Origin of the sequence: Streptomyces sp. NPDC058751 (assembly GCF_042746485.1) — a bacterium.
In the GTDB taxonomy this organism is placed as follows: Bacteria; Actinomycetota; Actinomycetes; order Streptomycetales; family Streptomycetaceae; genus Streptomyces.
The window spans coordinates 1-19153 of the sequence record NZ_JBHYPZ010000061.1; the positions used below are offsets into that span (position 1 = coordinate 1).

Annotated in this window: 20 protein-coding genes; 9 read left to right on the forward strand and 11 right to left on the reverse strand. The window is 69.9% G+C overall.

Annotated elements, in window-relative coordinates; genetic code table 11:
• Nucleotides 1–247 precede the first annotated feature (247 nt).
• Entirely contained in the window at nucleotides 248–2320 is a 2073-nt protein-coding gene (locus ACFW6B_RS37380; RefSeq protein ID WP_386603630.1) for a glycosyl hydrolase family 28-related protein, read from the reverse strand.
• Nucleotides 2321–2588: 268 nt separating this feature from the next.
• Nucleotides 2589–2915 carry a hypothetical protein gene (locus tag ACFW6B_RS37385; protein WP_386603632.1) on the reverse strand — a complete coding sequence of 109 codons (327 nt, stop codon included), beginning with the start codon at nucleotides 2913–2915 and terminating at the stop codon, nucleotides 2589–2591.
• Between the two features lie 173 nt (nucleotides 2916–3088).
• Between ACFW6B_RS37385 and ACFW6B_RS37390 the strand changes: the two genes are divergently transcribed.
• From ACFW6B_RS37390 to ACFW6B_RS37405, 4 genes are all read left to right on the forward strand, one after another.
• Nucleotides 3089–3409, forward strand: a complete 321-nt coding sequence (locus tag ACFW6B_RS37390; RefSeq protein ID WP_386603634.1) for a hypothetical protein — start codon at nucleotides 3089–3091, stop codon at nucleotides 3407–3409.
• A gap of 196 nt (nucleotides 3410–3605) precedes the next feature.
• Nucleotides 3606–4178, forward strand: a complete 573-nt coding sequence (locus ACFW6B_RS37395; RefSeq protein WP_386603636.1) for a dihydrofolate reductase family protein — start codon at nucleotides 3606–3608, stop codon at nucleotides 4176–4178.
• 138 nt (nucleotides 4179–4316) lie between these two features.
• Complete coding sequence (locus ACFW6B_RS37400; protein ID WP_386603639.1) at nucleotides 4317–5066, forward strand: transposase family protein; 750 nt, start codon at nucleotides 4317–4319, stop codon at nucleotides 5064–5066.
• A gap of 236 nt (nucleotides 5067–5302) precedes the next feature.
• Entirely contained in the window at nucleotides 5303–6493 is a 1191-nt protein-coding gene (locus ACFW6B_RS37405; protein WP_386603641.1) for an IS110 family transposase, read from the forward strand.
• 48 nt (nucleotides 6494–6541) lie between these two features.
• Here ACFW6B_RS37405 and ACFW6B_RS37410 read toward each other — a convergent pair whose 3' ends face one another.
• Nucleotides 6542–6979 carry a VOC family protein gene (locus tag ACFW6B_RS37410; protein WP_266309316.1) on the reverse strand — a complete coding sequence of 146 codons (438 nt, stop codon included), beginning with the start codon at nucleotides 6977–6979 and terminating at the stop codon, nucleotides 6542–6544.
• Nucleotides 6980–7173: 194 nt separating this feature from the next.
• Between ACFW6B_RS37410 and ACFW6B_RS37415 the strand changes: the two genes are divergently transcribed.
• Nucleotides 7174–7485 carry a hypothetical protein gene (locus ACFW6B_RS37415; protein ID WP_386603643.1) on the forward strand — a complete coding sequence of 104 codons (312 nt, stop codon included), beginning with the start codon at nucleotides 7174–7176 and terminating at the stop codon, nucleotides 7483–7485.
• A gap of 471 nt (nucleotides 7486–7956) precedes the next feature.
• On the opposite strand, the gene ACFW6B_RS37420 is transcribed toward ACFW6B_RS37415, so the two are convergent.
• A complete protein-coding gene (locus ACFW6B_RS37420) occupies nucleotides 7957–8625 on the reverse strand; it encodes a hypothetical protein (protein ID WP_386603645.1) in 669 nt (222 codons plus the stop codon).
• A gap of 66 nt (nucleotides 8626–8691) precedes the next feature.
• Nucleotides 8692–9396: an SDR family oxidoreductase gene (locus ACFW6B_RS37425; RefSeq protein ID WP_386603646.1), complete on the reverse strand. Its 705-nt coding sequence runs from the start codon at nucleotides 9394–9396 to the stop codon at nucleotides 8692–8694.
• Between the two features lie 80 nt (nucleotides 9397–9476).
• Between ACFW6B_RS37425 and ACFW6B_RS37430 the strand changes: the two genes are divergently transcribed.
• Nucleotides 9477–9836 carry a winged helix-turn-helix transcriptional regulator gene (locus ACFW6B_RS37430; protein ID WP_386603649.1) on the forward strand — a complete coding sequence of 120 codons (360 nt, stop codon included), beginning with the start codon at nucleotides 9477–9479 and terminating at the stop codon, nucleotides 9834–9836.
• A 200-nt stretch (nucleotides 9837–10036) separates the two neighbouring features.
• On the opposite strand, the gene ACFW6B_RS37435 is transcribed toward ACFW6B_RS37430, so the two are convergent.
• Entirely contained in the window at nucleotides 10037–10348 is a 312-nt protein-coding gene (locus ACFW6B_RS37435) for a hypothetical protein (RefSeq protein WP_386603650.1), read from the reverse strand.
• A gap of 52 nt (nucleotides 10349–10400) precedes the next feature.
• Nucleotides 10401–10553, reverse strand: a complete 153-nt coding sequence (locus ACFW6B_RS37440; RefSeq protein ID WP_386603652.1) for a hypothetical protein — start codon at nucleotides 10551–10553, stop codon at nucleotides 10401–10403.
• 547 nt (nucleotides 10554–11100) lie between these two features.
• On the opposite strand from ACFW6B_RS37440, the gene ACFW6B_RS37445 reads away from it, so the two are divergent.
• The 3 genes from ACFW6B_RS37445 to ACFW6B_RS37455 all read left to right on the forward strand — a co-directional run bounded on the left by ACFW6B_RS37445 (nucleotide 11101) and on the right by ACFW6B_RS37455 (nucleotide 13118).
• On the forward strand, nucleotides 11101–11994 hold the full coding sequence (locus ACFW6B_RS37445; RefSeq protein ID WP_386603654.1) for an aminoglycoside phosphotransferase family protein: 894 nt from the start codon (nucleotides 11101–11103) through the stop codon (nucleotides 11992–11994).
• The gene (locus ACFW6B_RS37450) at nucleotides 11991–12455 is read left to right on the forward strand and encodes an NUDIX domain-containing protein (RefSeq protein ID WP_386603656.1); all 465 of its coding nucleotides are present in this window, start codon (nucleotides 11991–11993) and stop codon (nucleotides 12453–12455) included. Before ACFW6B_RS37445 ends, ACFW6B_RS37450 begins: the two co-directional genes overlap by 4 nt.
• A gap of 177 nt (nucleotides 12456–12632) precedes the next feature.
• Nucleotides 12633–13118 (forward strand): hypothetical protein, encoded by a 486-nt coding sequence (locus ACFW6B_RS37455; protein WP_386603658.1) that lies wholly within the window; start codon nucleotides 12633–12635, stop codon nucleotides 13116–13118.
• A gap of 210 nt (nucleotides 13119–13328) precedes the next feature.
• On the opposite strand, the gene ACFW6B_RS37460 is transcribed toward ACFW6B_RS37455, so the two are convergent.
• The 4 genes from ACFW6B_RS37460 to ACFW6B_RS37475 are packed head-to-tail and all read right to left on the reverse strand — an operon-like array spanning nucleotide 13329 to nucleotide 19036.
• On the reverse strand, nucleotides 13329–14327 hold the full coding sequence (locus ACFW6B_RS37460) for a hypothetical protein (protein ID WP_386603661.1): 999 nt from the start codon (nucleotides 14325–14327) through the stop codon (nucleotides 13329–13331).
• Nucleotides 14324–16237 carry a ferritin-like domain-containing protein gene (locus tag ACFW6B_RS37465; protein WP_386603663.1) on the reverse strand — a complete coding sequence of 638 codons (1914 nt, stop codon included), beginning with the start codon at nucleotides 16235–16237 and terminating at the stop codon, nucleotides 14324–14326. The genes ACFW6B_RS37460 and ACFW6B_RS37465 overlap by 4 nt, the downstream gene beginning before the upstream one ends.
• 10 nt (nucleotides 16238–16247) lie before the next feature.
• Nucleotides 16248–17678 (reverse strand): radical SAM protein, encoded by a 1431-nt coding sequence (locus ACFW6B_RS37470; RefSeq protein ID WP_386603665.1) that lies wholly within the window; start codon nucleotides 17676–17678, stop codon nucleotides 16248–16250.
• Nucleotides 17675–19036, reverse strand: a complete 1362-nt coding sequence (locus ACFW6B_RS37475; RefSeq protein WP_386603667.1) for a hypothetical protein — start codon at nucleotides 19034–19036, stop codon at nucleotides 17675–17677. The genes ACFW6B_RS37470 and ACFW6B_RS37475 overlap by 4 nt, the downstream gene beginning before the upstream one ends.
• Nucleotides 19037–19153: the final 117 nt, after the last annotated feature.

The window sequence follows — 19153 nt, forward strand, 5'->3', positions numbered from 1 at the left end:
GGCGCCCCCGTAAGCGACCGCATGGCCGCTCCCCCGCTCATACACCCGCGGGCGGCACCCGGGCGGGGCATTGGTACCACCTCGGGCCGGCCCCGGGGGGTCGCGCCCCGGGCGGGGGCCTTCGGCGCGCCGCGTCCCGCAGTGCCGTGTCCGGCACGCGCGCCGCGAAGGCGTCGACCCGGTCGGTGTCGACGCCTTCGCGGGCTTCACCCTCGACGGTGAAGCCCGGCAGAGGGGCGGGTGCTCCTCACCAGGGCGCCGGAGCCGGTGGCGGGACCACCGGCGGCCGGTCGTCGCAGGTGATGGTGTTCGGCAGCTCCCAGGACGCCAGCCAGGGGCCGGTCGTGCCGCCGCCGTCGTTGCCGCCGAGGTCGTTCACCGCGAACTCGGATCCGGACGCGGGGAAGTTGAAGGACCCGCAGTTGTTGATCCCGACCGCGCCGACGTCGCGGGCGTCCACGTTCTCGAAGGACGCCGAACCCGCGGAGCGGGCGCTGAGCACGGAGGTTCCGGTGCCGTCCACGCGGATGTCCTTGAAACGGACGCCCCGGATCGCGTACTTGTCCTTCACGGGGAAGTCGGAGACGAACATGACCGCGTTGTAGGTGTTGTCGAGGAAGTGGTCGCCGGTGACCTCGATGTCGGCGTCGATGTCCCGCTCCAGGGCGTAGAACCAGATGGCTCCGAGGCCGATCTTCCAGTTGAGCTCGAACGGCCCTGAGCGGACCGTGGTGTTGTCCGTGATCCGCAGGTGCCCGCCGAACGGTTCGGCCCCGAACCGGGAGCCGACCTGGATGGCGCTGCCCTCGCGGACGGGGTCGGCGACGAGGTTCCCGGTGACCGCGTTGTCGGTGCCGCCGTACAGGGCGATGCCGTTGGCGAGGACCGGGGACTGCACGGTGTTGTGGGCGAAGACGTTGCGCGCGTCGGCGGTCTTCTCGGACCACATGGCCAGGCCGTCGTCGCCGGTGTTGCGCACGAAGGTGTCCGATACGCTCGAATCGGTCACGCCGGTATGGAAGTTGATGCCGTCGGCGATCTGGTCGGCGATCACGGTGCGGGTGACCCGCAGCCGGGCCATCGGGCCGTCGAACCACATGCCGACCTTGGTGTGGTGCAGGTAGAGGCCGTCGATCGTCGAGTCGCCGAGCGCGCCGCCGACGGCGTTGACCTGGTCGGTGTCGACGCGTTCGCGGACGTCGCCCTCGACCGTGAAGCCCGACAGATGGACGTCGTGACTGCCGCCGTCCGCCGCGTCCTTGCCGTAGAAACCGACACCGGTGTGGACCGAGCCGTCGGGCGCGGGGGTGTCGAGGGTGACCTGGTGGCCCTTGACGATCGTGTACCAGCTGCCGGCGCCGACGATCGTCACGTCGTCCACGAGGACGTGACGGTTCACCTGGTAGGTGCCCGGCGGCAGGTACACCTTGAGGTGCCGCTTCTTGGCGTGGGCGATGGCCCGGTCGAAGGCGTCGGCCGCGTCGTGCCGGCCGGTGGGATCGGCCCCGAAGGCCAGGACGTCGACGGCACGCTTCTCGACGTGCGGGGCGCCGACGAGTTGGGCGTCGAGCAGGTCGATCACGGTCCAGGCCGCGGCACTTCCCCTGGGCGCGGTGAGGCGGACGGTGTCGCCGGCCTCGTACCGCCTGCCGAGCAGCAGCCGCTGCTCGTCGTAGAAGTGGCTGGGCCTGAACGGCTTGTCGACGGTGGGCACCGGGGTGGTGGCGGCGGGGACGCAACCGCATTCGGTGATCCACCAGTCGGGGTGCAGCAGGTCGCCGCGGGGGTCGTTGCTGAACGGGTACTGGTTGTACAGCCACGAGTAGCGCGAGGTCAGGGTCATCGTGGCGCGGTGCCGTCCGTCGACGGAGACGTCGAGGGGCGCGGTGATGCCACCGCCCCCGGGGGCGTCGGGGATGCTGTAGCGCACGGTGAGCGCGTTGGCGGCGCGCGGCAGCGTGAACTCGACGTACTGGCCCGGCTTCAGACGTACCGCCGCGCGGCCGGATGCCTCGGAGGGCAGGGTGTAGGCGGTGCGGTCGGGACCGATGACGGTGCCGTCCGTCGACGCGTTCTCCGCTTCCTGCTCGGCGAAGTCCACCGTGGCGCCGCGCCCCGCGACGAGGGCGGGATCGAGCGCGGCCCGGGTCACCACGGGGGCGCCTCCACCGCCGCCGTGCCCGGAGGCCGCCGGGGCCGGAGCGCCGAGCGCGAGCACGAGTCCGGCGGCGACGGCGGTCACCGCCGCGGCCGTCCGGGCCGGCCTCCGTGCTCGGCTGCGGACCCGCTCCGCAACCGCGCGAATGGTGTAGCGCGCCATCGGGTTCTCGTTTCTCTCGGAACGGAGGACACCGAGGGCCGCTCGGTGCGCGGTGGCGCGGAGGGACGGACCGTGCCGCTGCGTACCGGGACATTAGGGTGCGACGGTCACCCGTACAAGATGTCGAGCACGTCTTTCCCTTCCGAAGTACAGATTCTGCAAGCCAAAGTCGATTTCTTGCGTACGGATTCTCGCTCTCCCGACCGGAGCCGCCGGGCGGCCCACCGGCACCGTCGCCGAGGACGGGCCGCGTCGGCTGCGGCCCGGATCAGTCGAGCAGCTCGAGGGCGGCCTCCCGTCCCTTCCTGCTGAGCTCCTCGTCGATCTCCAGGACCTCTGTCACCTGGTCCCACTGGTCGGGTGACAGGCCCTCGCACTCACCGGGCACGCTGCCGTACGGATTCGCGAGGATCGCGGCGGCGCACCGGTCGACGGGGTCGGCGTACCCCCGACCCGTCCGGTCCCGGTCGGCCGAGACGCCCGGCACCTGCCGCCCGCCCGCGCCGGAGGGGTCTCCCGTGTCACCGCCGGAGCAGCCGGTGACGAACGCGAGCGCGGCCAGCGCGAGAGCGGCCGGGAACGTACGGTGGTGCACAGGGTCTCCCCGAAGTCCAGAAACATGATCAGCCGTCACGCTGGCACACCCACCCGGCGGGCGTGCCCGTCATGACAGTTCTGTGACGATGAGACATCACATGGACGCGGAGGGTCACTTGTCGCGTGAGAGGCTGCCCGGCGGCACCGGGACGCGGATGGAGAGCTGACGGGATGGGTTTCGAGGGCGAAGTCTGGCGGCTGGTGCGGCAGGAGGACCTGCTCGGCGAGATCGTGATCGACGAGGCCGACTTTCCCTGGCTGAACGGTCGCTTCGTTCCGACGCCGACGTTCGAAGAGGTGAGGCCGTGGTTCGACGAGTCGCTGGCTCTGCTGGAGGCGGAGGAGTACGAACGGTTCGACGATTCCTACGACCGGATCTCGGACACCTTGTCGCTGGTGGCCCCGTCAGGTCCGGTCGCGGAGTTCCTCCTGCACGTCAGTGACGGTCGTGCTTGGTTCAGGTGGAGTGACGAACCGTTCGATGACGTCTGAGCCCGAACGCCTCGCGAGAGTCCGGCTCCGTCACCCCGGCAGCCACATGATCCGCCGGGAGGGGCGAGCGACCGATGAATTTCTTCGTGATCGGCAGTCAAAGGTCACGGTCGGTGCGCGGAAGCTGCGAACATGGCCGAAGCGTGCACCGAACGAGCCTGGCCAGAACCCGACACGAGACACCGAGGAATCCTGGATGCGCACTCTGATCAGCACCGCCTTCATCTCGCTCGACGGCGTCGTGGACTCCCCGGGCGGCGAGCCCGGTTACCGGAACTCGGGGTGGACCTACAAGGACGTCGAGTTCGTCCCCGAGGCGTTCGAGATCAAGGGCCGGGAGCAGAAGGAAGCCGCCGCGATGCTGATGGGCCGGGTCAGCTACGAGGCGTTCAGCCCGCTGTGGCCGGACATGGAGGACTTCCCCGACTACAAGGTGATGCCGAAGTACGTCGTCTCCACCACCCTCACCGACGACGACCTCGTCTCGAACTGGGGCGAGACCACGATCCTGCGCTCGCTCGACGAGGTCGCCGCGTTGAAGGAGACCGAGGGCGGCCCGATCATCGTCCACGGCAGCGCCACCCTGAACCAGGGCCTTTCGGACGCCGGTCTGATCGACCGTTACCACCTGCTCGTCTTCCCGCTCCTGCTCGGCGCGGGCAAGCGTCTGTTCAGCGCCACGGACAAGGACACCCAGAAACTGAAGCTGGTCGAGCACGAGGCGTACGCCAACGGCCTGCAGAAGAACGTCTTCGACGTCGTCCGCTGACGGGGAACACTGAGCGTTTTCAGTGTGGTCACTGATCGGGTGACGCCGGTGAGGACGAGGTGAGGGCCGCAACGCACAAAGCCCCCGTGCCGTTGGGGGAGGTGTTCGAAGTCTCGACCCATCGGCACAGGAACCCTGTTGGTTCCCTATCCTGCCGCACTCGACCTCCCGCATGCCCTCGTCGAGTGGGTCACGATGCTCATCGTCACCCGTGAGGGTGACCGACGGTGCAAACTCCCGCCGCACCAGCGGGCGCTCGTCGCTCTGGTGGACCTACGCCACCACGACACCCTTACCCGGCTCGCATCCGGCTTCGGGATATCCGTCGGCACCGCCCACGCGTATGTCACCGCCGTGACCGCCCTGCTCGCCGAACGGGCCCCGGGCCTGCTCAAGACGCTGCGCGAGCTTGATCCGGAGTTCGTCCTGCTGGACGGGACGCTCGCCGAGTGCGACCGCGTCGGCGACAGCCGAGCCGACTACTCGGCCAAGCACCGCCGGCACGGCGTGAACGTCCAGGTCGTCACCGACCCCGCCGGTGAGGTCCTGTGGATCTCGCCCGCCCTGCCGGGCCGCACCCACGACCTGACCGCAGCCCGCACCCACCGCATCATCCGGATCTGCGAACGCCAGGGCGTCCCGATCCTCGCCGACCGCGCCTACCAAGGCGCCGGCCCCTGGATCACCACCGGACTCAAACGGCCACCGGGCGGTGAACCCACCCTGACCCAGCGCACCGTCAACCGGGCCCTGGCCGCGGCGAGAGCGCCGGCCGAACGCGGCATGGCACGGCTGAAGTCCTGGCAGATCTTCCGTAGATCCCGGATCAGCCCCAACCGCATGACCGTCATCACCAAAGCCGTCCTCACCCTGGAGAGGCAGCGCTGAAAACGCTCCCTACGTTGTTCTGCGGGACCGGGCGAGCCCTTCGTATGGTTGGCCCACCCAGGGGCGTCGGGTGTGGCTTTCAAGGTTCTGCCGTCTGTGGCTTCCATCGATTGGCCGCCCGATGCCCCACGACGACTCGGCTGCCAATTAGGAATTGCGAATGATCGCTCCGTAGGGAATCGACAGCGAGGTCGTCCGTCGGGAGGCACCAGCACACCCCACCGCACGGAGGCACCATGGCCAGGATCTGGGCCGGCATCGACGCAGGCAAGGCCCATCACCACTGCGTCGCGATCGACGAGAGCGGCCGTCGGCTGCTGTCCCGGCGCGTCGCCAACGACGAACCCGAACTTCTCCAACTCCTCGCCGACGTCCTGGCCCTGGGCGAGACGGTGACCTGGGGCATCGATCTGGCCGACGGCGGAGCCGCCCTCGCCATCACGCTCCTCCTCAATCACGGCCAGCCGGTGCTTTACCTCTCCGGCCGGGCCATCCACCGGGCCTCCGAGGGCTACCGCGGCGAAGGCAAGACTGACGCCAAAGACGCCGCCGTCATCGCCGATCAGGCTCGTATCCGCCGCGACCTTCACCCCTTACGGGCTGGCGACGAGACGGTCACCGACCTCAAGATTCTCACCGGCCGTCGCATGGACCTGGTCGCCGACCGCACCCGCACCGTCAACCGGCTCCGTGCTCAACTCACCGGCATCTTCCCCGGTCTGGAGCGTACGCTCGACGTCACCAACGTCGGCCCGCTCGTCTTGCTGTCCGGCTACCAAACGCCGGCCGCCCTCCGCCGGATCGGCCGCAAGAGGCTGGAGACGTGGCTGCGCAACCGCAAGGTCCTCCGCGCCGACCGGCTGGCCGAGGTCGCCTTTGAAGCGGCCGAGCGCCAGCACACCAGCCTGCCGGGCGAGGGACTGACCGCCCGGATGGTGCATACGCTGGCGGCGGAGGTGATGGGCCTCAACCAGCGAGTCGCCGAGATCGACAAGCTCATCGAGGCCCGGTTTCACGAGCACCACCACTTCGAAGTAATCACCAGCATGCCCGGCCTGGGCATCATCCTCGGTGCCGAGTTCCTGGCCGCCACCGGCGGCGACATGAGCGTCTTCGGCACTCCCGACCGCCTCGCCGGCTTCGGAGGCGTCGCCCCAGCACCACGAGATTCCGGGAAGATCAGCGGCAATCTACGGCGCCCCCAGCGATACAACCGCAGACTCCAACGCGTCTTCTGCACCTCCGCCTTGTTCAGCATCCGAACGTGCGAGGAATCCCGGCGGTTCTACGATCGCAAACGTGCCGAGGGTAAGCGTCATACCCAGGTCGTCCTGGCTCTCGCTCGCCGCCGCGTCAACGTCCTCTGGGCCCTTCTGCGCGACGGACGGCGCTACGAGCCGGCTCCGCCGGCAAGGGCTGCCGCATAGGCAGGGACGCGACACGCTGCGCGCGGCCAGTTGGTCTGACCGACCCCGTCAGACCAGGCAAAACTCGTTACCTTCCGGGTCTGCCATCACCACGTGATCCGGCCTGCCCTGCAACTCGTCCTCGCGGACCACGGTCGCGCCCGCAGCGGTCAACCGCTCCACCGCCTCGACCACGCGCGGCCAGCGCACCTCCCACGGGGTTTCACGGCCGCCACCAACTTGCACGTCGATATGCAGCCGGTTCTTCGCCACCTTTGGCTCCGGCACCTTCAGGAAGGACAAGGTGGGGCCCACGCCGTCCGGATCTGAGAGGTACGCCCCGTCATCCCACTCGTCCTCCGGAACCTCATGATGCGAGAACCACTCCTCCCAGCTCCCGAACCCTGCGGGCGCGGGCTTCTCCTCGTAGCCCAACGCCAGCGCCCAGAACGCGGCCAGTTTCGCCGGGTACGCGCAGTCGATCGTCAAGCTCCACTTGGTCGCCATGAGCCCTCCCCAGTCGGATGAACGGACTGTACCGCGCACCTCCGACACATCCTGCCCGCTACCTCAAGCGTGCGCCGCGGCTTGACGAACGGCATTAGGAATCACTGCTCGGAGAGCCCCGGCAGGGCCTGTCGAGGTCCACAGCCCCCGCTCTTCCCCCCGGGCCCATGTAACGTCAGCGCCAGGGGGACGAGATGAACTTCGACGAGAACGAACCGCAGTCTGTTCGCGAGGAACGCTTCGCCGCGGAACGGGCCGAACGCAGAAAGGCACGCAAGGCCGCGTCGCTCGACCTGCGGGGAGCCCACCTCGGCGCGGCCGTCGTGACCATCGCCCTGGTCCTGCTCGGCTGGTACGGCAAGCCGGTCGCTCTGGGCATCGTCAGCGGAGTCTTTCTGCTCTGGTTCGCCGCGGCCCTCGCATGGGCCCACGCGGACGGGGACCACGGTCGGCACGCACTACAGCGCGCGTACAAGGTCACCTTTGGGTGGGGTGACGGGTTCTGAGCACCAGGGCCCACCGGCAGAGCGGCCGGGCCGGGTACGGGCAGAACCGCACCACCGGCATCAAGTACCGCACCTGTGGATGCGCCCGAGCCCAGGCCCGGCGCGAGCCCAGGCACCGCAAGCGGCGTGCCGGTGAGTCGGTGGACCAGAAAGCCGGAGGAGCAGCGGGAACGGTGGGTGCTCGACCCGTTGGTGGGGGTCGGGCCGTTGCGGTTCGGGATGAGCCCTGACCAGGTCAAGGCGGCGCTGGACGGGGCGGTCGCTTCCGTTGTGCAGAGCTCTCAGAACAGGTTGGGCTGGCAGCGGTACCTGAACGAGGGCCGGGGACACCGTCGTCAGTGGAGCCCGCTTCTTCGCACCGGACCGGGAGAACCACTGACGTCGCACGGCGGGCTGCTGCTCCCACCACCGCCGGCCGCACCGCAGCGATCCGGCAACACGTTCCGGAGAGGGAGCCAAGGCGGCTCGTCGTCAGTGTGCCCAAGGCAGGCGAACCGCCTCGATTTCGGAGTCGTTCAGCAACGCGTTGACGAGGGCCGGTGAACCGGCGACCTTGGTGGCCCACAGGTCGTAGTCGGTGCACAGGACCCAGGAGCGGTCATCGGCCCAGAGATTGGACGGGCTGAAGTCTGCTTCGGACTGGTCGTACAGGATCTCGGCGTCGCCGAGCCGGCCCGCGCGCACGTGGAGGTCGTCGAAGTCGGTGGCTCCGAGCGTCAGCGGGCTGTAGTAGGCCAGGCAGCGGGTGTCCGGGCCTGCGGGGCTGTACCGGGCGAGTACGGTGATCAGCCGATTCCAGGTCTCACGGTCCAGGCTTCCTTCGGCCGGCGGGATCATGCCCAGTGGCCGGCTGCCCTCCTTCTTGGCCGAGGGGAAGCAACGGTAGGAGGGCACCAGCCCGTCGGGCACCACCGGGTCGCCGGTCCGGTGGGCAAGGTCGGTCCGGCGCAGCCGCCGCCAGCCAGGGCCGGGGTGCCGGGCACGGCCCAGACCTCCTCCCGTGGTGACGCTCACTGCATCGACGCCGATGCCTCCGACGATGGGGGGCCGGATGCTCCCGTCGGCAAGACGCGCCTGGTGGTACTCGTCGTACGACACCTCGGTCGGCCCCTGCTCGTGCTCGTACACGGCGTTGAGCACCCACACCGCGTCACATTTCGAGCTCGCGAACGCTGCCTCGCACGAGTTGACGGACGCCACTGCAGATCAGGCGGACTTGTGGCGGGCGCCGCCCTCGATGTGGATCGTCTCGCCGGAGACGAAGCCCGCGCCCAGGAGCCACATCACCGTGTCGACGACGTCGCCGGCCTCGCCGTGGCGTTTGACGAAGGTCCCGTCCGCGCTCTTGCTCAGCAAAGCGGTCTTCTTCTCACCGAGGCGATCCCATGCACCCGAGTCCACGACACCGGGCGAGACGGCATTGACCCGTACCGGCGCCAGATCCGCCGCCAGGTGGCGCGCGACGTACTCGACCGCACCGTTCGTGACCCCCTTGACGAGTGATCCCGGCCCAGGGCGCCAGCCGACGACACCGGAGAACAGCACCATCGACCCGGCCGGACGCAGGAGAGGCGCGAAGTGCTTGGCCACCAGCATCGGGCCGACCGCCTTCGCCGTGAACGCGGCCAGCAGCCTGTCGCGGTCCAGCTCGGTCGCGCGAACATCGTGCGGTGCCGAACCGGTCGTCACGATGTGGTCGATTCCGTCCTTCAGCCGCTCCGCCGCGGCCGCGAGCGTCGACTCCTCCTGCAGATCGACCCGCACCGCCGTGGCGCCGATCTCACCCGCCAGCGCTTCGGCCGCAGCCAGATCCCGGGCGCCGACGACAACCTCGTACCCGTCCTTCGCCGCACGCCTCGCGACGGCCGCGCCCAGCGCCCGTGCACCGCCGATGACCAGGATCCGTTCCATGTCTCCCGACTCCCTTCCGTAGGATCGGGCACCACGGTATGGATTTGATACCGGTATCTTCAACGGAACTGGGAGCAGCGATGGGCAAGGCGTACGACGTGATGGCGGCGACCTGCCCGAGCCGCACGGTGCTGCACCGTATCGGCGCCCGCTGGACCGTGTTCGTCGTCAACGCACTCGACGACGGACCTCGCCGCTTCAGCGAACTGAAGGCGCACATCCGGGGCGTCACCCCGAAGGTCCTGACCGAGACCCTGCGCTCCCTGGAAGCCGACGGTCTGGTCAGCCGCCACGCGTACGACGAGAACCCGCCCCGCGTCGAGTACGCCCTGACGCCCCTGGGCCGCTCTCTGCTCATCCCGCTCCGCGCCGTACGGCTCTGGGCCGAAGAGCATGTCCCGGACATCGAGGCGGCCCGATCCCGCCGGCCGACTCTCTGACCCATGAGTCCACTGCCGGCATGAAACCGGTCGCGGCCGCAGGCGGAGGGAATCCGGCCGTGCTCCGCTCGGCAACCTTCGGCGCCTGTCGCAGGCGCCCTTCCACGAGCCGAGCTCCGTGGGCCGATCCGCCCACGGAGCTCCCGTCCGGTGCTTCCGGACGATCGCGTTGATCACCGCTCCCGCCTCCGCCGCAACGTTCAGAGCCCGGCCATGGACTTGTCCAGCACTCCGCCCAGCGCACCGTAGACGCTGCAGCGAACCGAGTGCCTTGCCCTGCGACGGAGCCCGAACCCCACGATGAACGACAACGCGAAGAGCCCACCGAGGACCACCGCCACGAGCGGGTCGCAGACGAAGTACGCGAAGCACGCGGCGCCGGTCCACACCAGGATCGGCAGGAGCGAGCCGCGCAGAACCGTCCGGAACCCGATCCGTTCCGGCCCCGACGGCAGCACACGTCCATGCCACACCTCGATGTGGTTCCTGGTCACGCAGTGCTCAGGTCGCATGAAGTCATCTCACCACCGACGGTCCGGAGCTTGGGTGGTGATCCGTGAGGAACTACTCGTGCGCCGTGAACTCGCCGACGGCGTGGTCGTCCGGGACGGGACGAAGCCGCTCCCGGGCAGCGGTGGAGTCCGCGGCGGGCGCGCGGAGCGGGACCTGCTTCAGTCCGTGGTCCTCCAGCGCCCTGCCCCGGCCGGCCAACGGCACGCTGCCGCCGGGAAAGCTGGAGCGGCATCCGGAGAAAGCCCGGCCCCGTCTCGCGCCCCGGGATGAGGAGTTCGTCCGCGCAACGACCGCGACCCGGAGATCAACCGTGCGCCGCGCAAGGCTCTTCGACTGCTTCGGCAGCCAGGATGCCGAAGCACTGGACGAGGCACGGGCTGGTCCAAGACGCGGGGCGCCCGGAGCAATCGCTCGACCGGGTGACGACCCCCTGGGCGAGTGATCGAACAGCGCGTCACGCCCGCATCACCCAGTCCCCGCAAGGGGCGTCCCGCACCTTCGAACTTTTGAACGACATTTCGCCTGCTCTTGCCCGTGACGGCCTTTCCAGCAGCCGAGTTGTGATGTCACCAAGCCGCTCGTCTTCCCAGGAGGAACACATGAATCCCGTCCCCGCCCTCGTCTTCGTCCCTCCCGCTTTCGAACGGCGAGTCCGGCTCTCCCCGTCCCCTCGGGTCCGGATCGTGCACGGTGTTGACGCCGCAACCGCGTTCGCCGCGGATCCCTCACACCCGGAACCGAGGTGGGGGGCATGAGTGTCGAAAAGCCGATTCCACCCGCCCTGCTGAGGTGGGCCCGCAACGTCGTCGGTCCGGTTCATCTGGTCCGTGACGTCTCCCACGACCGCGACACCTCCCTCGTGTGGCGGCTGAGTTGTGCCATCGGGACCGTCTTCGCGAAGGTCGCCTCGAGCCCGACGTCCTTTGCCCGTGCCACCCGCGCCCTGCGGGAAGCAGCACCGGGCATGGAGCCGGGTACGGCACCCCTGCTGCTGGCGGCCGACCCCCTCCAGCGGGCCCTGCTGCTCTCCCCGGTACCCGGTCGCACGGTGAAGGCGCTCTCCCCCGCTCCCGCCGCGCAGCGCATGCTGCACCGGCAGGCCGGCCGCTGGCTGCGGCGCTTCCACGGCGGCCCCGGCGAACTGTCGCCCCAGGACCATGCCGATGCCGCCGCGGAGGTAGCCCGCGCCGCCGCCGGCGCTGAAGAACACCTGGACCGGGCCGGGGACTTGATCACTGCGGAAGGACGTCGGACCGTACGGTGGCACGCCGCCGTGCTCGGCCGGCTCGGATCGCCGCCTGCGGGATACGTCCACGGCGACTTCCAGGAACGCAACTGGCTGCTCGACACCGGCCCCGCAGCACCCGTGTTCGGGGCGGTGGATCTGGAACGGGCCCGCCCCCATGCCGTGGTTGCCGACCTCGTCCCCCTCGTCTGCGGCTCCTGGCTCCACCGTCCCGACCTTCAAGAGGCTTTCCTCGACGGGTACGGCCGCACGCTCACCGCCGAGGAGCACGGGGCGTTGCGCTGCCTGTCCGTGCTGGACGCGGCGAGCGCCATCGCGTGGGGTGCCCCCGCGGGCGACGATGTGATCGTCGCCCGCGGGCGTGCCACGCTGGCCCGGCTGGAGGTGCATGCCTTGTGAGCGAGCGGCACTTGAGCCCGGCGAACGTCGTGGTCCTGCTCCAGCGTGACGACGGACGGATCCTGGCGGTGCGGCACGGCGACACGTCTGCGACCTCTGCGAACCAGGTCACCGTGATCGGCGGAAAACTCGAGGACGGTGAGTTCCTCGACGAGGGCGCGGCGCGCGAGCTGCACGAGGAGACCGGCGTTCGTGTGGCCGTCCGGGACTTGGAGATCTGCCAGACGCTGCACTATCGCGGTCCTGACGGGGTGCGGGTGATCGGTGTGGTGTTCACCGCCCAGCGGTGGCAGGGCGAACCGCGCAACGCCGAACCGGACAAGCACCGGTCCGTCCTGTGGATCGATCCCGGCAATCCGCCCACGGACTGCCACCCCTGCACCCGGGAGGTCCTGGCCGGCTTCCTGGCCGGGCGGCTGTACGGGAACATCACCGTTCCGGCAAGTGGCGGTGCGCCATGACGGCATCCCCCCGATCCCGCCTCGCGCCCGGACGTCGTCACTGCGCCGTCGCGGGCCGAGCCCCAGGCACAGTCGCACTCCTCACCTCCCGTTGGTCCACCGTGACCGCCCTCGGCCTCGACCGGCCGGCCTGCTTCGCCCTGCGCCCGTAGTCCCTTTCGATCGGAGAAGACCACCGTGAGCAACGAACAGAACCTGGCAGCCTGGACCGCGTACGGCAGGCACCACATCGACCGCGGCACCGAGATCCCCGACGCCGACCGCATCGACTGGGGCTTCTGGCCGAACGGTCCCGGCGCCGAGGTCCTGGGGGACCTGTCCGGCAAGAGGGTCCTCGACATCGGCGCCGTGGTCCACGCCGTGGAAAGCTCCGTCACCCAGCACGAACGCGCCGGCGCTCGCCATGCCGACGTGCCCGGACTCCGCCTGATCCATGCCGACGCAGTCGAGTACCTGAAAGACGCCGAGCCCTACGACGTGATCTACTCGATCCAACGCTGTGGGAGGACCTTCTCGTCGAACACGGATTCCTGGTGGACAGGATCGACGTCCTCGACGCGCCCGAGGACGGCAACCCGGTCTCATGCCGGCTCTACCGAGTCCGTCGGGGTGCCCACTCGAGCTGACTTCCCATGCCTCCGGCCGGCTCAAGGCCGTGTATGAGGCATAGGGCCACGAGCGGGTGGGGAGTCAGCGGTCCTTCGCTGACTCCCCTGCCTTGGCGTCGATTTCTCCCTCGTGCCGGTATCGGCGTCCGGCAACAGGTCTGGGTGCCGGTCCAAGTCGTCGGTCGAGCCCGGCGGAACCCGATCGCTTCCAGATCCTTCGTACCGGGTGAGGAGGCACGCAGGTCCGATCGGCCCCGTCCGGCCGTCACACGACGGCGACCGGCGGCTCCGGAACGCGGAAGCCGAACCGGGCCGCGTCCAGTTCGTCCGCCCAGAGGGCAGAGGTGAAGGCGGTGCCGTACAACTTGGCGCAGGTACGCAGGTGTTCGCCGAACGCCGCGTGCAGCCGGACGGTGTAGTGCGCGCAGAGCGCGGTGGCCGGGGTCCCGGCTGCCTCTGCGTCGATCACAGCGGCGGCCAGGATGGCCGTCCGCAGCGCTTGTGCGGTGCCGGTGCCGCTGAGCGGGTCGTAACGGATGGCTCCCGCCCCAACGGTCAGCCGACCGGCCGCATTCGGTTCGCCGGGCGGTGACGCGGGTGCGCGGTGCAGCCGCGGGGCGGCCCGGACAGCGACCGCCGCGTGCGGTACACGGCGCAGAACACGGCCCAGTCCGGACTCGGCGAGCAGTCGGGCCAGCAGTCCGGCGGCGTCCTTTGCCGGGCCGGGCACCATGGCCTGCACCAGGCAGTCACCCCGACCGAGTGGGGTGAGCTGGAGCCAGCCGAGTTCGGTGGTGCTCAGCAGTGCGGTCCGCTCCTCCACCCCGGGCCGCAGTGGCGCGGTTCCGGCCAGCAACTGCCTTCGCCCGGCGTTTCGTTGGCCGCCCGGGTCGTCCGGCGCCCGCGCCGTCACCACCCACCGGGCAGGGTCGGCCGAAACGGTGAGGACCGTTTCGAGTCGCTCCCGCATCCGTTCCGCCAGCACCGCGCCGTCCACCACACGGGTGGGCTGCGCGAACCGTGTCGGGGGCTCGCCGGTCCCCCAGCGCACCTGACGGTGACTCAACAGGTGCGTACCGCTGAGGAGTCCGTCGCCCCACAGCGAGCGCAGCAGGTCAAGCGTGGGGCCGGTCAGCAGCAGCGGCCGGGCGCCTGCCGCCGGAGTGCCGGTCTCCTGCCTGACCCGATGGCCGCGCCCGGCCAGCAGCCAGGCGCAGGTGAGTTCGGCGAGGCCGGATCCGGTGATCGTGACAACCGTGCTCACCCGTCGCCGTCCGTCCCACCGCCGTCCTGAACGGTCAGTACGGCGAGCAGTGCCTCGGTGTCGGCCAGGTGGCGGGTCGCCAGGTCACGCGCTCCTGGGGTGCCGAGTGCGAAGATCGCTTCGAGGGGAGGGATCGTGGCGAGCGCGGCAGCCCGTGTGAACGGCTCGTCCGGCAAGGCGTCCCCGCCTCCCGGGGCGAGCCAGGCGGGCAGCGTGAAGCGGGGTGCCACGTTTCGTGCGGCGAGGAGGTGGTTGACCTCGTGCAGGTTGACCATCGTGCGGCGGGACAGTTCGATCAGCATCCCGCCCGCCCGATCGCCGAACCCGAACGTGTCCTGCAGCATTCCCAGCAGCATCGCGTAGTACTGATCGCTGAGCGTCAGGAGCTGCGTCTGCAGCGGAGTTCCGGTGCCCGGTCCGAGGTCGCGCACCCACTGCTGCGGGGCGAGTACGGCCAGGTGCGCCTTGACAGCGGTGAAGCGGCGGAAGTGGTCGCCGCCCTCGTCGATGATGAGCTTGATCAGGTGGGCCAGCCGGTCTGACTCCTTGAACAGCTCCGGCTTCTTCACCAGTGTCTCGTGCAATTGGACGTACATCCCGTCGATCCCGGTGCCCTGCACCTGGCTCGGGGCCTCGACGTCGATGAACCACTGCAACGTGGCCTCGGTGAGGGGGCGCAGCTCGAAGGGGTGATCGCCGTCCCTCTCGATGTTCTCCGCACGGCCGAGGGTCACCGGCTCGCCCAGGACCCCGAGAGCTTCGTTGACCCAGCGCAGGTGGCGCATCTCGTCGACCGCGACGGCGAACACCTCCGCGGCGGCCGTATGGATCAGCACGGTCTGGGAGCTCGCGTCATCGGGCAGTTCCATGGGGGCACGCAGCGAATAGTGTGCGAACAGGTACTCCACGCACAGAGCGTGCTCGACCGTGGCCAGCCTCTTCAGCTCCTTGATCACCCTGGCCCGGTCCAGCAGCGTCACCGGGCCGGGGACCGGAATACCGAGTGTGTCGTCCTCGCGGTCGTTGAGGACCACGGGAAGCACGTCCCAGTTCGCGATCAGTCCGGGGTAGGTGAACTCCAGCGCCGTACGTCTGCCTCTGGTGGCGCTGGAGTCACTCGCGTCCGAGTCCAGGTCGGCGACCGGTAGCCGATCCCTGCGCAGGAAATTCATCTGGGGGACGCCGCCGTCCGAGCTGCTGGTGACATCGGGTTTGGACGCGGCCCAGTACCAGCACCCGCAGTCACGGAAGTCGTACTGCCACGGAGCGCACAGACTGCGCGTGAGGTCGCCCGGTTCGTACGTCTCCGGGTCGATCACTCCTTCCTCGTCGAGGTAGCGGGCCCGTTCGGCGACCAGGACCGCGAGCTCGAAGCCGCCACCGGGGCTCCGCCGAACGAACCCTCCGTCCCTTTGCCGCAGGCTGTTCAGATCGCCGATGGCGAGCGAACCCTCCGAGGACGCCCCGGGCCCAGGGCCGAGCAGTACGGCGATCCGCCCGGGCAGCAGATCGTGGACACGCCGCCACACGTCCAAGCCGCTCAGCCCGCTGCAGTCGATCACGGGAGCCGAGAACTCCGTCTGATCCACGGTCGTGCGTCCGCACAGTGCCCAGATGTACAGGGGGCTGTCGGGGTCGTCCACGTCGGCCTGGGTCAGCCCGGCGACCGCCGCCGCCCCGCCGTCGTGCACGGTGAGCAGCTTGGAGCCGCTGCCGCGCTGGAAATCCACGGTCAGTCCAGGGAAGAACCGCTTGTCCAGATTGCGCTGGTCGAACTCCAGGCCGGGGAAGCAGTTGTCGACACCGCTCTCCGGGCGGGTACCGGCCGGGTTCCCGTGTACGACGTGGTCGGCTCTGGCGGTGAGATTGCGCGGGAAGATCTTCCCGTCGGGAGTCGGAAGGTCGGCCATGGAAACTCCTTCAGACAGCGCCGACGGCGCTCGCGGGACTGGCAGGGCTGACGAGTCGTACTGCGGATGCGGGCGGTGGAGAAAGGAACTCCGGTGCCGCCTTGGAGAGTTCGACGTAAGCTCGCAGGCAGAAGTCCAGCCAGCCGCGGATGTAGTCGCAGCCGGGCCGGCCCCGGCGGCTCACCTCGTGGTAGCAACCGCCACCGCACAGGTAACGGGCCCAACAGGACCGGCAGGGCTCCTGCCGGTCCACGTGCCGTGCCGCCAGATGCGCGGCGCGGGCCGGGACGTCGGACCCGGCGGCGAGCGACCCCATGGCGAAGGCGGGATCGTCGACCAGCCGATGGCAGGCGTACAAGCCTCCGTCGGCCGAGGCGCTGAGGTAGCCGGCCCCCGCGCCGCACGGGTACGGGCGGTGCGTGCCACGGTGCAGCTCGTGCATCGCGGTCTGGAAGTTCCCGAACGGATAGGCGCGCCCCGCGGACAGCTCGCGCAGCGCCTTCTCACCGCACTCCACCATCTGGTCCAGGAACCCGGTGAAGGTCTCGGCGGTGATTTCGTACGTCGGGTCAGGGGCGCTGACCACGGCGGCGAAGCCGACCTCGTCGAAACCCAGCCCGATGCCGTGCTCCAGTACGTCCAGCAGCCGACTCGTGTGCGGGGTGACACTGACCCGCGCGGCCAGGTGCCGTGGACGTCCGTGCCGGTCCAGCGTCTCCAGGCCGGCCCGCAGTCTGTCGTACGCGCTGCCCCCGCCCGGTGCCTTCCGCAGTGCGTCGTGGCCCTCGCGGTCCCCGTCGAGGCTGGCCGTGACGGTGAAGGGGTGCTCCGCGAACAGCCGGGCGTCCTCAGGCCGTACGCTCGTCAGGTTGGTGGTGAGGGCGAAGCGGACCCGATGACCGGCGACGGCTCCGGCCCGCTCCGCGTACGCGACCACCTCGTGCACCAGCTCCCGGGCCAGCATCGGTTCACCGCCCATGAACCCGACCACCACGTCCGCGCCGGGCGAGGCCTCGGCCAGCAGCCGGTCGACCGCCGCGAACGCCGTCTGCCGGGGCATCGCGCGGGCGGCACCGCCGAACTTCCCCTCGTCCGCGTAGCAGTGCCCGCAACTCAGGTTGCAGGCCTGCATGACGTTGAGCGAGAGGGAGGACAGCGGCGGCGGCTCAGCGGGCGTTCCGTCGATGCGCCGCTCGTCCCGCAGTGGGAGCGAGAGCTCGCGGGCCACTTCCTCCAGGGTGCCCTCCTGAGTCGCCGTCCAGCGCTCCAGCGTGGCCGCGGTCTCCTCGGGCAGGTCGTACACCCGGCTGCCGTCCGTGACGAACAGATGGGCTCCGTACGCACTGCGAAAGAGCCTGACCTCGGAACGAGGGTCGGGCGGCGCGTGTCGGGTTCCCCCGTCCTCGGGCGGGCGGCGGCCGATCTGGAGGAGTACGGTCACGAGCCCGCCTCCGTGTTCTCGCGCAGCGTCCGGGCCCAGCCGACCAGCAGGTCGTACTGCCGACGTGTCAGGTGGAGCGCGGAGCCGTCGGCGCCGCGCATCGCGACGGGCATCCGGCTGTCCCAGGCCGGCTCGTCGGGAACGGGTTCGCGGACCACCCGGCGGATGAGGTCGGGCTGTTCGCGCAGCAGGTCCTCCAGGACCTCCAGCACCACGTACCGGCGGTGCCGCCGCCGTCCGCGGTCGGTCAGTTCGAGCAGGACGGAGGTCAGTCCCTCCGGGACCTCCATCGGCCGGCCGACGCGCTCGTTCTGCACGTCGACGTTGACGTTCCCCATCGTCTCCAGGACTCGCTCGAACAGGTCCCGGATCTCCAGGACGGTCAGCTGCTCGTCGGCGAGGTACGCGGGATCGCGCACCTCTGCGCGCTGGACCCGGTCCGCCAGCCCGTCGGCCAGCGAGATGAAGGGGCGCCGGTCCGGGGCGAAGTCGGGCGGGCTGACCACGATCCGGGCGGTCGCCTTCGGACCGCCCGGGAGGGTGACGACGACGGTGCCGTCGCAGACGTCGTCGACCATGCCCAGGCTCTCAGGATCCCGCGCCCGCTCCGCACCCGCGAAGAGGCCGCCCGGGACGGTCCGCGGATCGTCACTCGTGTTCTGCAGCGGGAAACCGCACCAGACCGCGTGCCGGTTGAGAATCAGCCGCTGCGGCGGTAGCTCGTAGTCGGTGCCTTCTGCGCGCGTCACCAGGTCGGTCGGCCCGTACACCGCGCCGGACCCCGGGGTGAACCGCAACCGCAACTCCGGCAGGGCGGCGCTCGGAGCGGGCAGCTGTACCGAGCCGAGCGGCAGCTTGGCGCCGACCGGGACCAGCGGCCGGTCGACACCCTCTGGAGAGGCGCCGTCCAGTGCGTGGGGGCTGTGGTCGTCGCCCTGCATCTCGGCGTGCGCCTCGATCCGGTCACCGGGGGCCTGGGTGTAGTGGTAGGCCTTGAGGTTGGCCACCGCCACCCGCCATCGCAGGTCGGCCGGACTCAGCCCGAACTCCTTCAGCACCGCCGCGGTGAGCGGCCCGGTTCGGCGGTTGCCGCCGCTGGTCCAGGACGCGTGCAGCTCGAAGTACGGACACACCGGCCGCCAGCCGTCGGCGTCCTTGAACTGCACCTTCGTGGGCATCCGCTCGGTGAGCGTGCCGTCCTCCGCAAGGTCGAGGGTGGCGGCCGGGACGACGGTGGTCTTGCCGCTGCCGCGCGGCGACAGGTCGCTCTGTCCCCAGTGGTAGTTGTCGCACGGCACGGAAGAACGCCCCAACCGGGCGATGGCGAGCGGTGGATGGAACCAGAGTTGGTCGATCACCGGCAGCTCCTAGCTGTGGCGGGCTCAGGCGTGGAGAACTGCGTGCGCGGCCGAGTCGGCTCCTGGTCCCACACGGCACGACATCATGACGGAATGTGACCAAATCTACGACATTCG